The sequence below is a fragment of the Massilia agrisoli genome (assembly GCF_020831365.1).
Lineage (GTDB): Bacteria > Pseudomonadota > Gammaproteobacteria > Burkholderiales > Burkholderiaceae_D > Telluria_A > Telluria_A agrisoli.
Genome location: NZ_JAJHPV010000014.1, coordinates 359,549 through 374,003, shown reverse-complemented (window position 1 = coordinate 374,003; position 14,455 = coordinate 359,549). Strand labels below are relative to the sequence as shown.

13 protein-coding genes are annotated in these 14,455 nt (G+C 66.2%); 8 read left to right on the top strand and 5 right to left on the bottom strand.

Annotated elements, in window-relative coordinates; genetic code table 11:
* Window positions 1-55: 55 nt before the first annotated feature.
* A complete protein-coding gene (locus tag LMJ30_RS16020) occupies window positions 56-1,732 on the bottom strand; it encodes an isovaleryl-CoA dehydrogenase (protein ID WP_229433335.1) in 1,677 nt (558 codons plus the stop codon).
* A gap of 363 nt (window positions 1,733-2,095) precedes the next feature.
* Here LMJ30_RS16020 and LMJ30_RS16015 point away from each other — a divergent pair, with 363 nt between their 5' ends.
* Both LMJ30_RS16015 and LMJ30_RS16010 read left to right on the top strand, forming a co-directional pair.
* Complete coding sequence (locus LMJ30_RS16015; RefSeq protein WP_229433334.1) at window positions 2,096-3,856, top strand: putative bifunctional diguanylate cyclase/phosphodiesterase; 1,761 nt, start codon at window positions 2,096-2,098, stop codon at window positions 3,854-3,856.
* Entirely contained in the window at window positions 3,853-5,352 is a 1,500-nt protein-coding gene (locus LMJ30_RS16010) for an HDOD domain-containing protein (RefSeq protein ID WP_229433333.1), read from the top strand. Before LMJ30_RS16015 ends, LMJ30_RS16010 begins: the two co-directional genes overlap by 4 nt.
* Before the next feature lie 27 nt (window positions 5,353-5,379).
* Here LMJ30_RS16010 and aroC read toward each other — a convergent pair whose 3' ends face one another.
* The 3 genes from aroC to LMJ30_RS15995 all read right to left on the bottom strand — a co-directional run bounded on the left by aroC (window position 5,380) and on the right by LMJ30_RS15995 (window position 7,987).
* On the bottom strand, window positions 5,380-6,474 hold the full coding sequence (aroC, locus tag LMJ30_RS16005) for a chorismate synthase (protein WP_229433332.1): 1,095 nt from the start codon (window positions 6,472-6,474) through the stop codon (window positions 5,380-5,382).
* 97 nt (window positions 6,475-6,571) lie between these two features.
* Window positions 6,572-7,402 carry a hypothetical protein gene (locus tag LMJ30_RS16000; protein ID WP_229433331.1) on the bottom strand — a complete coding sequence of 277 codons (831 nt, stop codon included), beginning with the start codon at window positions 7,400-7,402 and terminating at the stop codon, window positions 6,572-6,574.
* Window positions 7,403-7,534: 132 nt separating this feature from the next.
* Complete coding sequence (locus LMJ30_RS15995; protein ID WP_229433330.1) at window positions 7,535-7,987, bottom strand: CBS domain-containing protein; 453 nt, start codon at window positions 7,985-7,987, stop codon at window positions 7,535-7,537.
* 165 nt (window positions 7,988-8,152) lie between these two features.
* Between LMJ30_RS15995 and LMJ30_RS15990 the strand changes: the two genes are divergently transcribed.
* Genes LMJ30_RS15990 through LMJ30_RS15980 form a run of 3 tightly spaced genes read left to right on the top strand, consistent with a single transcriptional unit; the run spans window position 8,153 to window position 10,596 of the window.
* Window positions 8,153-9,463: an O-acetylhomoserine aminocarboxypropyltransferase gene (locus tag LMJ30_RS15990; protein ID WP_229433329.1), complete on the top strand. Its 1,311-nt coding sequence runs from the start codon at window positions 8,153-8,155 to the stop codon at window positions 9,461-9,463.
* 2 nt (window positions 9,464-9,465) lie between these two features.
* Complete coding sequence (locus LMJ30_RS15985) at window positions 9,466-10,275, top strand: alpha/beta fold hydrolase (protein WP_229433328.1); 810 nt, start codon at window positions 9,466-9,468, stop codon at window positions 10,273-10,275.
* A gap of 15 nt (window positions 10,276-10,290) precedes the next feature.
* Window positions 10,291-10,596, top strand: a complete 306-nt coding sequence (locus LMJ30_RS15980; protein WP_229433327.1) for an Mpo1-like protein — start codon at window positions 10,291-10,293, stop codon at window positions 10,594-10,596.
* On the opposite strand, the gene LMJ30_RS15975 is transcribed toward LMJ30_RS15980, so the two are convergent.
* Window positions 10,586-11,971, bottom strand: coding sequence for a YihY family inner membrane protein (locus LMJ30_RS15975; RefSeq protein WP_229433326.1), 1,386 nt, complete (start codon window positions 11,969-11,971; stop codon window positions 10,586-10,588). The genes LMJ30_RS15980 and LMJ30_RS15975 overlap by 11 nt on opposite strands.
* Before the next feature lie 64 nt (window positions 11,972-12,035).
* Between LMJ30_RS15975 and wrbA the strand changes: the two genes are divergently transcribed.
* The 3 genes from wrbA to LMJ30_RS15960 are packed head-to-tail and all read left to right on the top strand — an operon-like array spanning window position 12,036 to window position 14,450.
* Window positions 12,036-12,647, top strand: a complete 612-nt coding sequence (gene wrbA / locus LMJ30_RS15970) for an NAD(P)H:quinone oxidoreductase (protein ID WP_229433325.1) — start codon at window positions 12,036-12,038, stop codon at window positions 12,645-12,647.
* Window positions 12,647-13,048 (top strand): DUF2069 domain-containing protein, encoded by a 402-nt coding sequence (locus LMJ30_RS15965; RefSeq protein WP_229433324.1) that lies wholly within the window; start codon window positions 12,647-12,649, stop codon window positions 13,046-13,048. Before wrbA ends, LMJ30_RS15965 begins: the two co-directional genes overlap by 1 nt.
* Window positions 13,041-14,450: an FAD-binding oxidoreductase gene (locus LMJ30_RS15960; protein WP_229433323.1), complete on the top strand. Its 1,410-nt coding sequence runs from the start codon at window positions 13,041-13,043 to the stop codon at window positions 14,448-14,450. The genes LMJ30_RS15965 and LMJ30_RS15960 overlap by 8 nt, the downstream gene beginning before the upstream one ends.
* The last annotated feature ends 5 nt before the right edge of the window (window positions 14,451-14,455 follow it).

Genomic DNA, 14,455 nt, shown 5'->3' with positions numbered 1-14,455 from the left:
CAAATCCGTCAATATGAGCTGGACGAGGCCGCCGCGGCCTCCGATCGCGCATGGCTCAGGCGGCCAGCGCGCGCGCCAGGATCGCGTCGCAATCGATGCCGGCAGGCAGGCGTCCGTAGGCGCCGCCGACGTCCTGCGCCAGGCGCGACTGCGCGAACGCCTCGCCCACGAAGGCAGGTGCGTGGCGCAGCAGCAGCGCAGCCTGCACCGCGACCACGATCCTTTCCGCCAGCCGGCGTGCGCCGTACTCGTCCTGCGGCTGCGCAAGGTCGTCCAGCAGCTTTGCGCTGTAGGCATTGAAGGCCGCGTTGCCGGCGCCGGCGAGCGCCAGTTCCGCTGCCAGCGCATCGCGGGTCTCAGGCGCTTTGCCGAAGGCGCGCAGCACGTCCAGGCACATCACATTGCCCGAGCCTTCCCAGATCGAGTTGACCGGGAATTCGCGGTACAGCCGCGCCAGCGGGCCGTCCTCCACATAGCCGTTGCCGCCGATGACCTCCATCGCTTCGGCGCCGAAGCCCGGCCCGCGCTTGCAGATCCAGTATTTGCCGGCCGGGGTCAGTATGCGGCCCAGCAGCGCCTGCGCCGGGTCGGCTGCCTCGTCGAAGCAGCGCGCCAGCCGCAGCGCGAAGGCGGTTGCCGCTTCCGATTCCAGCGCCAGGTCGGCCAGCACGTTTTGCATCAAGGGCTGCTGGGCGAGCTTGCGGCCGAACGCTTCCCGTCCGCGCGCGTGGTGCAGCGCGTGGGTCAGAGCGGCGCGCATGATGCCGGCGCTGCCGACCACGCAGTCCAGCCGCGTGTGGCTGCCCATCTCGAGGATGGTCGGGATGCCGCGGCCGACCTTCCCCACCAGCCAGCCGGTGGCGCCGGCAAATTCGACTTCCGATGAAGCGTTCGAGCGGTTGCCCAGCTTGTCCTTCAGGCGCTGCACGCGGATCTCGTTGCGGCTGCCGTCGGGCAGGAAGCGCGGCACGAAGAAGCACGACAACCCGGCGCTGCCTTCGGCGCCGGTCTGCGCCAGCACCAGGTGGGCGTCCGACTGCGGCGCCGAGAAAAACCATTTGTGCCCGACGATGCGCCATGCGCCCTCGCCTTCGGCGCCAAAGCGCTCGCGCGCCGCGGCGGCGTCCATCGGTTCGGCGCGGGTGGTATTGGCGCGCACGTCGGTGCCGCCCTGCTTTTCGGTCATCCCCATTCCGACCAGCGCGCCGGTCTTTTGCCCGACCGGCAGCGAGCGCGGATCGTACTGGCGCGACAGGATCTTCGGCAGCCACTTGTCGGCGATCGGGCCGGCCTGGCGCAGCGCCGGAACGGACGCATAGGTCATCGTGACCGGGCACTGGCTGCCATTTTCGACCTGCCCGAACAGCAGGTACTGGGCGGCGCGCGCGACCTGCGCGCCCCGGCGCCCCGAATCCCATGGCGACGCGTGCGCCCCCGCCTCGATCAGCATCGACATCAGCTTGTGCCAGGCCGGGTGGAATTCGACTTCGTCGATACGGCGCCCGCCGCGGTCGAAGTTCAACAGGCGCGGCGCGTTGACATTGGCCTGGCGCGCCAGGTCAAGCGTTTCCGCGGCGCCGAGCCTGGCGCCCAGCTCGCGCAGCCCATCCGCTGCCCATCCCGCGCCTTCGCGCGCGAGCGCTTCCATCAGCGCAGGATCGCAGGCGAACAGGTTCACATTTTCGAAAGGCGGTGCCTGGTTGAATACCTCGTGGGTGTCGAACTCGCTCATTGGGCCGGTCTCTTCGGGTTAATTTTTCATTCATCGATGGCGTCGAACGGCGTTGCCATTTAATATACAAAGCCAGGTCCGCCCGCCTGCGGAGGCTAGCGCAAACACCACCGGGAAGCAAGCGGCAGGCCGGCCCGCGAGGGCAGCCGCAGCCCCGGAACAAACGCAAAAAAGGCTGACCGAAGTCAAATTTAACGAAATCAATAGCTTGCCAATGCATTTTTAATGCGTTTTGGCATCTTTCGATAATACTTTTGGCGCTACTTTGGTAGACTTGCAAGGGTCCAAACACAGCCGCGCCCCGACTGCCGTCGCCGCGCCGGAGATTTCCAGGCTAAATGATAAGAAAGTCGCACTTGCCAGATGCTTTCCAGCCCACCCCCAGTGCCTGAGCGCGCGCTGCCCATCCGGCCGCAGGCCGCCACCGCCTCCGAGGCGCTTGGCCCGCTGCTGGAAGCGGCCGGCGACATCGTGTTCGCGCTCGATCCGGCCGGAGCGATCCGGCAGGCGAGCAAGCGTGCAGGGGCGCTGACAGGACGCGCCGGGGAACTGCCCGGCATGGCGCTCGCCGCCTTGGTGGCAGACGCCGACCAGCCGGTCATGCGCAACGCGATCGCCGACGCCGCAGGCGCCACGGACGCTGTCCGCATCGAAGCACGCCTGAAAACCCCGGAAAAAGAAATCTGGTTCGAATTCCGCCTTGCCGCGCTGGCGATGCCCGATGGCGCTTGCGCCCTGCTGGCGGTCGGGCGCGACATGTCGGCCCAGCGCGCGACCGAAGAACGCCTGCGCCACATGGCGACCCACGACGGCCTGACCGAACTGCCCAACCGCCTGCTGCTGTCGGACCGCATCCGCATGGTGATCGCGCAGTCGCGCCGATCGGGCCAGGGCTTCGTGGTGGCGACCATCGGCCTCGATGGCTTCAAAAAAGTGAACGATGGCCTTGGCCATCCGGTTGGCGACGCCGTCCTGCGCATGGCCGCGGCGCGCCTGCGCAAGACGCTGCGCGACAGCGATACGCTGGCGCGCATCGGCGGCGACGAGTTCGTGGCGGTCTTGCCGGGCACGCATACCGAAGCCCAGATCAAGCTGGTGACCGGCCGCCTGCTGGCTACCCTGCAGTCGCCGTTTGAAATCGACAAGCACACGGTCTACCTGGGCGCATCGGTCGGCGTGTCGATCTATCCGCAGCACGCCGAAGACGAAGTGCGCCTGGTGGCGCTGGCCGACGCCGCCATGTCGCGCGCCAAGGAAACCGGCAAGGCGCGCTGCGTGGTCTACAGCGCGCGCCACAGCGGCCCGCCGGAGCACGACATCTCGCTGGAAGCGGCGATGTTCGAGGCGGTGCGCGAAGGCGAGTTTTTGCTGTACTACCAGCCGATCGTCGACGCGCGTACGCGCCAGATCCAGGGCTTCGAGACCCTGATGCGCTGGAAGCATCCGACCCTGGGCATGGTGCCGCCGGTGCGCTTCATCCCGATCGCCGAAACCAATGGCCTGATCAACCTGCTCGGCGCCTGGGCCCTGAAGGCCGCCTGCGTGCAGCTCAAGCAGTTCGAGGAAGCGGCGCGCCGCAAGCTGTACATCTCTGTCAACATCAGCCCGCGCCAGTTCCGCAACGATAAATTCCTCAACGTGCTCGACGACGCCCTTGCCTTCTCGGGCCTTGGCGGCGACCAGCTGGTCCTCGAAATCACCGAAGGCACGCTGATGGTCGACCCGGCCCACGCCGAGGCGCTGCTGAACCGCATGGCCGAACGGCGCGCGCGCATCGCCATCGACGACTTCGGCACCGGCTATTCTTCGCTGGCCTACCTCAAGCGCTTCCCGATCTCGGTGCTCAAGGTCGACCGCGCCTTCGTCAAGGACCTGCCGGACGCGCCCAAGGATGGCGCGATCTGCAACGCGGTGCTCGACCTGGCCAAGCACCTTGGCCTGTCCGTCGTCGCCGAAGGGGTGGAGACCGAAGAACAGCTGCATTACCTCGAACAGCGCGGCTGCGAATTCGTCCAGGGCTACCTGACCGGCAAGCCGATGCCTGCCCACGTTGCCATGGCGGCCCTGACCGAAGACCTGTACACAGCCCTGTTGCCCACCGACCTGAGGGCAGGAAACCAATGACGACGACTGCCAATCCGCTGGCCGCCATGAGCGCCGAGACCACCCTGGCCCTGCTGTGGGAACGTACCCGCCGCCAGGGCGACATGCCGGGCTTCACCAAGGCGATCAGCGCCATCCTCGGCGCCATGCGCGGCGAGGACGAGCAGGAATTCAACATGACGCAGACGGTGCTGACCGACCCTGTGCTTACCCAGAAAGTGCTGCGGCTTGCAAACAGCGGCATGTATTCAGCCTTCGGCCAGCGCGTCAACACGGTATCGAAAGCGGTGCTGGTGCTGGGGACCGAGGCAATCGGCCACCTGGCCCTTGGCCTGAAGCTGATCGAGGAACTGTCCAAATCGCTGCCCGACTCCGAAGTCGCGCATATCGAAATGGAGAAGGCTGTGCTGGCGGGGATGGTCGCGCAGCAGGTAACGGCGGGCTGCACGCCAAAGGTAGCCGAGGAAGCAGTGGTCTGCTCGATCCTGCACACGCTCGGCCGCATGATGGTGTCGTTCTATATGCCCGAACGCTGGCAGCAGCTGCGCCAGCGCGCAGCCGGCGGCAATGACGACGAGGCTGCGGAACAGGTGCTTGGCCTGTCGCTTGAGCGGGTCGGCCTGGCGGCGGCGCGCCACTGGGGCCTGCCGGCGAACCTGATCAGCGGCATGCGCCGCGTGGCGCCGGGCCAACGCGGCGACACCTTCGGGCACGGCGACTGGCTGGCCGCGGTATCGACCATGTCGTCGCAGTGCGCCGACGCCTTGTGGGGCGACGAGCCGGGGAGCTTTGACGCAGTCAGCGCGCTTGCCGCGGATTTTTCAGCGATGCTCGGGATCGCGCCGGACACCCTGGTGGCCGCCATCGAGAAGGCCAAGGTGGCCGCGGCCGCGGACCTGTCGATCGCGCCGCTGGCCAAGCCGGCTGAGAAGCGCGCGCTGGAAGCGGCCTCGACCCGCATGCGCGCCGAGGGCAACCGGGTGCTGGTCAGCGGGGTGTCCGACATGCGCGACGTCGCCGCCAGCGCGAGCCCCGGCCAGATGACGTCGATGGCGCTGGAAACCCTGTACCAGGGCCTGTCGTTCACGCACGCGATGGCGTTCATGCGCAATCGCCGCGACAAGGAGTACACCTGCAAAATGGGCTTCGGCGACGGCGTCCAGGCCATGATGCCCGACATGCGCTTCAACGATTCGTATGAGCCGAACGTGTTCCACGCGGCGCTCAACAGCGACCGCGTGATCTTCATCGAGAATGCGCGCGACTCCAAGTTCGCCGCCAAGCTGCCAGGCTGGTGGAAAAAGACCTTGTCCGGCGCGCGCAGCTTCGTCATCCTGCCGCTGTGCGCCAACGGCCAGGCGGTCGGCTTCATGTACGGCGACTGGGACGCAAGCTTCCCCGCGATCCAGCTAAGCCCGGCGGAATTCGGCCTGATGAACGACCTGCGCGCCCTCGTGATGAAGGCGGTGGAACGGCGCCGCCTGGGCGAGATAGCGGCCCTCGGCCGCGTCAGCTGACGCGGCGCGCAGTCCGGGCCTGCGAAATCAGGCGATACGGGGAGTGTGGACGCGCACGTCGCCGCACTGCGCGCGGTGCATCAGCGCGTGATCGATCAGCACCAGTGCCAGCATCGCCTCGGCGATCGGGGTCGCGCGGATGCCGACGCAGGGATCGTGGCGGCCAAAGGTTTCGACCGTCACCGGCTTGCCATCCTTGTCGATTGAACGGCGCGGTGTGCGGATCGACGAGGTCGGCTTGATCGCGATGGACACCGCAATATCCTGCCCGGTCGAGATCCCGCCCAGCACGCCGCCTGCGTTATTGCCGATGAAGCCGTCCGGCGTCAGTTCGTCGCCATGTTCGGAGCCTTTTTGCTCCACGCTCCTGAAGCCCGCGCCAATTTCCACGCCCTTGACCGCGTTAATGCCCATCATGGCAAACGCGATGTCGGCGTCGAGCTTGTCGTAGATCGGCTGGCCGAGGCCTACCGGCACGTTCTGGGCCACAACGTCGATGCGCGCGCCGATCGAGTCGCCGGCGCGGCGCAGTTCGTCCATTGCATCTTCCATGCGCGCGATCAGCGCAGCGTCGGCGCTGGCGGCAAAGAACGGGTTGTTGTGCACGTGCTCCCAGCTTTCAAACGGCACCGCGATGTCGCCCAGCTGGCTCATGCAGCCCTTGAACACCGTACCGTACTGCTGCAGCAGCCACTTTTTGGCGATGGCGCCGGCGCCGACCACGGGCGCGGTCAGGCGCGCCGACGAACGGCCGCCGCCGCGCGGGTCGCGCACGCCGTACTTGTGCCAGTAGGTGTAGTCGGCATGGCCGGGACGGAAGCTGTCGGCGATATTGCCGTAGTCCTTGCTACGCTGGTCTTCATTGCGGATCAGCAGCGCGATCGGGGTACCGGTGGTGACGCCTTCGTACACGCCCGACAGGATCTCGACACGGTCCGGCTCCTGGCGCTGGGTGACATGGCGCGAGGTGCCTGGACGGCGGCGGTCAAGCTCGGGCTGGATGTCGGCTTCCGAAAGCGGCAGTCCGGGTGGGCAGCCGTCGATGACGCAGCCGATGGCCGGGCCATGCGATTCGCCGAAGGTTGAGACGGAAAACAGCTTGCCAAATGAATTGCCGGACATGATAGGGAGAGAGGAAAGGCGGAAAAGCCAATTCTACCGTACGCCGGGCGATGCTGCTGCCCTGCCCTTCGGCCTTGCCGCCATTCCCCGCTGCGCGTCACTCAGGGCAAGGGCCAGGGGCGCCCGGATACACGCCGTTGTTGTACGCGTCGAGTATCGCCGCCAGCGCGATCTGCTCCTCGCATTCGCCGGGGCCGCAGCTGGCGGGCGTGGTACCGCCGGAGAAGAAGGCCGAGGCCTGGTTGATGGCGTCGATGACGCTCGGCGGGGCCGATGCGCCCGAAGCGTAATTGAGCACCGCGGCGATGTACTGCTTGGCCAGGATCAGGTAGCCGCTGCCTTGCACCGGCGCGTCGAGGACCTGCTGCAGGGTCAGGCCGCTGGAGAAGAATAGCGCGGTGCGGCTGTACGGCGCCGGCCAGGTCACGCCCGGCTTGTTGCCCCAGTAGCCCTGGGTGCGCACGCACCCTTTGACCGGCTCGCAGCCGCACACCGCTTCGGGGGCCACCACCTCAAACGTGCTGATGCGGGCAGGGTTGGCGGGATCGACCAGCTGCACCGTCGCGGCGCCACGCATGGTGCCCAGGGTCAGCGCGGGCGCCTCGATACTGAAGCCGTACACCGGCGCTCCGTTGCTGGCCAGGGGTAGCGCGGCGGACCGGTAGCTCGTCTTGTAGTCGGTTCCATAGACACGGTTCTGGACCATGTACTCGACCCTGGCGACGCTGCCGCGCACGCTTGCGCCCGCCAGCGAGACGACGCCCGAGTAGACCCACTTGCCGGTGGCCGCGTTTTCGCACACGTCGAGCGTGGCCGCGGATTTGGCAGTGGTTTGCGCGTGGGCGGGGGCGGACAACGCGCCCGCGACGACGGTCGCGGCGGCAAGGAAGCGCAGCAAGGCGCTGGCGGAAACAGTGTGAGCACGCATATCGTTTCTCCTCGATGGTTACAGTCGGCCGTCAGGGCAGCCGTACTGAAGCCATACTGTTCTCGATATGCCGCGCTCGCTTGCGTTAGCTCACCTGCAAGCTTGTTTGAATTTCAACGCGGGAATGAATGCTCAATCTTCTTGCGCTGTCTCGGCTGGCCAGTCGCGGATGTAGGCTTTGAGCATGCGGTTCTCGAAGTTCTGGGCTTCGAGCATGGCGCGCGCAACGTCATAAAACGAGATGACGCCAAGCAGTGTCTTGGCATTCATCACCGGCAGGTAGCGCGCGTGCTTCTCCAGCATCATGCGGCGCACTTCGTTGACTTCGGTGTCAGGCGTGACGGTGATCGGGTGGTCGTCCATATATTTGCGCACAGTCCCGGCGCCGATCGAACCATTGTTCGCGTGCAGGGTCTTAATCACTTCGCGGAAGGTCAGCATGCCGACCAGGTCGCCGAATTCCATCACGACCAGCGAGCCGATATCCTTTTCCGCCATGATGTTGACCGCATCGACCAGCGGCATTTCGGGGGTGGCGGTATACAGGATGTTGCCTTTAACCTGGAGGATTTCAGAGACTTTCATGGTGGTCACCCTGTGGGAAGGTTTATCTGCGCTTGCACGGCTGTAAGCTTTATCCGAATGTAGCCTAAGCGTAGCAAAAAATCCAGCATTGCGAAAAATCAAAGCCTTCTGGCGTGCGTTGGCATGCTACGATGCGGGCCATTCAATTTCTTGGATGAACCCACCATGAGCGGTCCCCAGTACCCAGGCTTCGACACGCTGTCGCTGCACGCCGGCGCCACCCCGGATCCTGCCACCGGCGCGCGCGCCACGCCTGTCTATTTCACCTCCTCGTTTGCGTTCAAGGACTCCGACCACGCCGCGGCCCTGTTCAACATGGAGCGCGCGGGCCATGTGTACTCGCGCATCTCGAACCCCACCAACGCGGTGCTCGAAGAACGCATCGCCGCCCTTGAAGGCGGCGTCGCGGGCATCGCCACCGCCAGCGGCCAGGCCGCGATGCACCTGGGCCTGGCGACCATCGCCGGCGCCGGTTCGCACATTGTCGCCTCGCGCGCGCTGTACGGCGGCTCGCAGAACCTCTTGGCCTACACGATGAAGCGCTTCGGCATCGACACCACCTTCGTCGACCCGCGCGACCCCGACGCATGGCGCGCCGCGATCCGCCCGGAGACCAAGGCACTGTTTGCCGAGACGCTCGGCAACCCTGGCCTCGACGTGCTGGACATCCCGAATGTGGCCGCCATCGCGCATGAAAACCACCTGCCGCTGATGATGGATTCGACCTTCACCACGCCCTACCTGCTGCGCCCATTCGACCACGGCGCCGACCTGGTCTTCCATTCCGCCACCAAGTTCCTGTGCGGGCATGGCACCGCGATCGGCGGCCTGCTGGTCGACGGCGGCACCTTCGACTGGCAGGCGGCATACGACAAGACCGGCCGCTTCGCCGAACTGTGCGAGCCGTACGACGGCTTCCACGGCATGGTATTCACCGAGGAGTCCACGGTGGCGCCGTTCGCGCTGCGCGCGCGCCGCGAAGGCCTGCGCGATTTCGGCGCCGTCATGAGCCCGCATAACGCCTTCGCCGTCCTGCAAGGCATCGAGACCCTGGGCCTGCGCATGGACCGCCACGTCGCCAACACGCGCAAGGTGGTCGAGTTCCTGCTGTCGAATCCCGCGGTGGAATCGGTCTCCTACCCGGAACTGGAGTCCCACCCCGACTACGAACTGGCCAAGCGCCTGCTGCCAAAGGGCTGCGGCGCGGTGTTCTCGTTCACGCTCAAGGGCGACCGCGCGGCGGGCCGCCGTTTTGTCGACGGGCTCAAGATCTTCTCGCACCTGGCCAATGTCGGCGACGCCAAGTCGCTGGTGATCCACCCTGCTTCGACCACGCACTTCCGCGTGCCGGCCGAGCAGCTGGCCGCGTCGGGCATCCGCGAAGGCACGATGCGCCTGTCGGTCGGCCTCGAAAACGTCGAGGACCTGGTCGAGGACCTGGCGCGCGGCCTGAAACTGTCGCAGAAGGGAGCCTGAGCATGATCCTCGACGTCCACGGCAAACAGGCTTACTGCTACACCGGCGGCAAGGCCTTCGACGCCTCGCGCCCGACCGTCGCCTTCATCCACGGCGCCCAGAACGACCACTCGGTGTTCGCGCTGCAGACCCGCTATTTTGCCCACCACGGCTTCAACGTGCTGGCGGTCGACATGCCGGGCCATGGCCGCAGCGCAGGGCCGGCGCTGGCCAGCGTTCCCGAAATGGCCGACTGGCTGCTGGCGGTGCTGGATGCGGCGGGCGTCGGCCAGGCCATGCTGGTCGGCCACAGCATGGGATCGCTGATCGCGCTGGAAGCCTCGCACAAGGCCCCGGCAAAGGTCGGCAAGCTGGCGCTGCTGGGCACCACCTACCCGATGAAGGTGGCTGACGCACTTCTGGAAACGGCAAAGAACAACGAACCTGTCGCGATCGATATGGTCAACATCTGGTCGCATTCGTCGATGGCGCAAAAGCCGTCGTGCCCCGGGCCGGGCTTCTACACGATGGGCGTAGCGCAACGGCTGATGCAGCGCATGTCGGCCATCAATCCCGGGCAGCTGTTCCATACCGATTTCACCGCCTGTAACGCCTACGCCAACGGCCAGGCGGCGGCGGAAGCGGTGCGCTGCCCGGTGCTGATGGTGTTCGGCAGCAAGGACATGATGACCCCGCCGCGCTCGACAAAATTGCTGACCGCGTCCATGCCTCATGCCAAAATCGTGCAGGTCGATGCGGGCCACAGCATGATGCAGGAGCAGCCCGACGCCGTGCTCGACGCCTTGTTTGCGTTCGCGACCGCCGCCAGCTAGAGACAGGAGAGTGCAATGACGACCCGATACACGAGTTTCGCCGAGTTCTACCCCTACTACCTGACCCAGCATGCCAACCGCATGTGCAGGCGGGCGCATTTCCTCGGGTCGTCGTCGGCGATTGCCGCCATCGTGCAGTACATCGACAGCATGAACCCGTGGTGGATCCTGGTGGCGGTGGTGACGGGTTACGGCGGCGCGTGGATCGGGCACTTCATGTATGAGAAGAACCGCCCGGCCTCGTTCGACCAGCCGCTGTATTCGTTCCGGGCCGACTGGAAGATGTACTGGCAGATGCTGACCGGGAAACTCAGCTGGTAGGCTTGGCCGCCAGCTGTCCCCGCTCAAAATGCTCGGCCAGGCTCTGGCCCAGCTGGACCTCGACGGCGCCTTCCACCTGGCGCGCCAGCGAGCTGATATCGAGGGTCATCGGCGAATCGGGATTCAGGTCGTAGGCGGCGCCAGCATCCAGGGTCAGGCCGCCGAAGACGAACAAGCGGTAGACTTCCGATATCTTCAGTTTGCCCAGGTTCACCAGGAGCACCCAGTTGTCGGCGCCTTCGCGCCCGCGCCTGCGCCACTTCGAGCGCTTGACCACATCGGTCTGCACCCGGCCGACCCAGCCCACGGCCACCATCTTCCCCATCAGCGCCGTCATCTCCTCGTAGCCGATGCGCGTATGCGCGCGGATTTCCTCGCTCGACACCAGCGCCGTATCGCCCTGCTGGGCGCGGCCATGCATCACCTTCAGGATCGCCATCGCGTCGACGAATGCGCCGCCGGGCACCGGCTCGTACCACCATCGCTCGTACTTCACCACCGGCAGCGCGGCAGTCAGCACGGCGCCGGCCAGCGTGATCATCCACGACAGGTAAAGCCAGAGCAGGAACAGCGGCAGCGCGGCGAGCGCGCCGTAGATGATGGCGTAGGTTGGGAACTGGCGGATAAACAGCGCGAACAGGCGCTTGGCGATTTCGAAGGCGATGGCGGCCACCAGCCCGCCCCAGACGGCGTCGCGCCAGTCGACGAAGCGGTTCGGCACAGTCACGTACAGCAGCGTGTAGGCGCCAGTGGTCAGCGCGACCGACACCAGCGTGTAGAACACCGTGGCGGCCAGCGGCGCGCTCTTGGCCAGGCCCGTGGTGGCGCCGAACAGCTGCGAGGTGGCGGTGATCGACAGGCCCATTAACAAGGGCCCAAGGGTCACCAGCGCCCAGTAGATGGTGATGCGCTGCGCCAGCGGGCGCGCCTGGCGCACGCGCCAGACCTGGTTGAAGGCGCGCTCGATCATGCCCATCATCGCGGCCGAGGTCAGGATCAGCGCCACCGCGCCAACCGCGGACAGGCTCTTGGCCTTGCTGGCAAACTGGGTCAGGTTGCCGATGATGGTGTTGGCGATCCCCTTGGGCATCAGGCTCTGCACGAAGTAGGCGTCCAGCGCGCTGCGGAAGCTGCCGAAGATCGGGAAGGTGGTGAAGATGGCCAGCACGATGGTCAGCAGCGGCACCAGCGCGAGCGTGGTGGTAAAGGTCAGGCTACCGGCCAGCTGCGGCAGGCGCTCCTCGTTCAGGCGGCGCCGGGCAAACTGGAACAGGTCGCGCATCTGGCTCCAGGTCAGGCCGCGCATTGCGGCGGCGCCGACATCGATCATGTCGCTGGTGGACCTGGAGAGGGAACGGACTGTTTTTGAAAGCATGAACTGGTGAAAATCAGGCCCGGCGGCGGCGTGACATAATGTAAAGCGCCCTATAATACCAACGATGAACCAAACTAATCCGATAATTCTCGTTTTATACTACTCGCGCCACGGCGCCACCCGCAAACTCGCAGAACTGATCGCCCGGGGCGTGGAAAGCGTCCCCGGCGCCGAAGCGCGGCTGCGCACGGTGCCGGCGGTATCCACCGTCACCGAGGCGACCGAACCGGACATCCCTGCCAGCGGCGCACCGTATGTGGAACTGCAGGACCTGGCCGACTGCGCCGGCCTGGCCATGGGTTCGCCTACCCGCTTCGGCAACATGGCGGCGGCAATGAAATATTTTTTGGACGGTACCTCGGCAGACTGGCTTGCAGGTACACTGGCGGGCAAACCGGCAGCGGTGTTTACCTCGACCGGCAGCCTGCATGGCGGCCAGGAGTCGACCCTGCTGTCGATGATGATCCCGTTGCTGCACCACGGGATGCTGGTCATGGGCCTGCCGTACACGCAGCCCGAACTGATGACAACCGCCACCGGCGGCAGCCCGTACGGGCCGACCCACTGGTCGGGACTCGACGGCGACAAGCCGGTCAGCGAAGACGAAAAACGGCTCGCCATCGAAGCCGGGCGCAGGCTCGCCGAAACGGCGGCGCGCCTCTGGAGGACACGGTAATGGAAACATCGAAGGTTTATCACATCGGCGCGGCGGCCAGCCTGATGGTGCTGATCGCATGGCTGCTGGCGTGGGAGATGGTGGTGGCGCCGCTCAAGCCGGGCGGCTCGCTGCTGGCGCTGAAGGTCGTCCCGCTGCTGCTGCCCCTGCGCGGCGTGCTCAAACGCGACGTCTACACCCTGCAATGGTCGTCGATGCTGATCCTGCTGTACTTCGCCGAGGGCGTGGTGCGCGGCTACAGCGACCGCGACGAGATCTCGCGCATGATGGGTTACGGCGAAGTCGCGCTGGTCTGCATCTACTTCGCGTGCGCCCTGCTCTTCCTGCATCCCTACAAAAAGGCCGCCAGGAAGCTGGCGCGCGAACTCCTCGACAAGGTCAACCGCGCAACCCATGAGTGAGGAATTCCTCTCGCACTGCCGCCACATCGTGGGCGAGCCCTTCGTCCTGGTGGCGGCGGCCGACATGGCGCCCTTCCTCGACGACTGGCGCGGCCGCTACACCGGCAAGGCGCTGGCCGTGCTGCGCCCCGCCGACACCGAACAGGTCGCGCAACTGGTCAAGGCGTGCGCCCACTGGCGCATCCCGCTGGTGCCGCAGGGAGGCCGCACCGGGCTGGTACTTGGCAGCGTGCCCGATGAAAGCGGCACCGCCGTCGTGCTCTCGCTCTCGCGCATGAACCGGGTGCGTTCGATCGATGCGGTCAACCGCACCATGACGGTGGACGCCGGCTGCATCCTGCAGCACGTGCAGGACGCAGCCGCCCTGCACGACTGCCTGTACCCGCTCTCGCTCGCCTCGGAAGGCAGCTGCACCGTGGGCGGCAACCTGTCGACCAATGCCGGCGGCACGGCCGTACTCCGTTACGGCAACGCGCGTGAACTGTGCCTCGGCCTCGAAGTGGTGACGCCGCAGGGCGAGGTCTGGAACGGCCTGCGGGGCCTGCGCAAGGACAATACCGGCTACGACCTGCGCGACCTGTTCATCGGCGCCGAAGGCACGCTGGGCGTCATCACCGCCGCGGTGCTCAAGCTGCATCCGCTGCCGAAAGCATCGGCTACTGCGCTGGTGGCCCTCGCCACCCCGCGCGACGCGCTCGACCTGCTGACGCTGGCGCAGGACCGCTGCGGCGCCTGCCTGACCGCCTTCGAGCTGATGTCCGACGTCTGCCTCGACCTGGTCGCCACCCATTTCCCCGACCTGCCCAAGCCCTTCTCCAGGCCGCACGGACAGTACGTGCTGCTGGAGCTGTCCAGCTGCGAGTCCGGCGAACATGCATCCGGCATGCTGGAGCAGGCAGTCGCCGTTGCGCTTGACCGCGGCGTCGCCCGCGACGCGGTGGTGGCGATGTCGGCGGCGCAGTCGCGCGGCTTGTGGGACCTGCGCGAGCATATATCGATGGCGCAGGCGAAGGCAGGCAAAAACATCAAGCACGACATCTCGCTGCCGATTTCGCGCATCGCCCGCTTTATCGCCGCCACCGACGCCAAACTGCGCGACGCCTTCCCCGGCGTGGTGCTGGTAACGTTCGGCCACCTCGGCGACGGCAACCTGCATTACAACGTCGCGCCGCCCGCAGGCGTGGCCCATGACGAATTCCTGCGCAACCAGGAGGCGGTCAACCGCATCGTGCACGACCAGGTCGACTCCTTCGGCGGTTCGATCTCCGCCGAACATGGCATCGGCGCGCTCAAACGAGACGAGCTCAACCGGTACAAATCCCCGGTCGAGCTGGGCATGATGCGTGCGATCAAAGCGGCGCTCGACCCCCTCGGCATCATGAACCCTGGCAAAGTCCTCTGAACAAA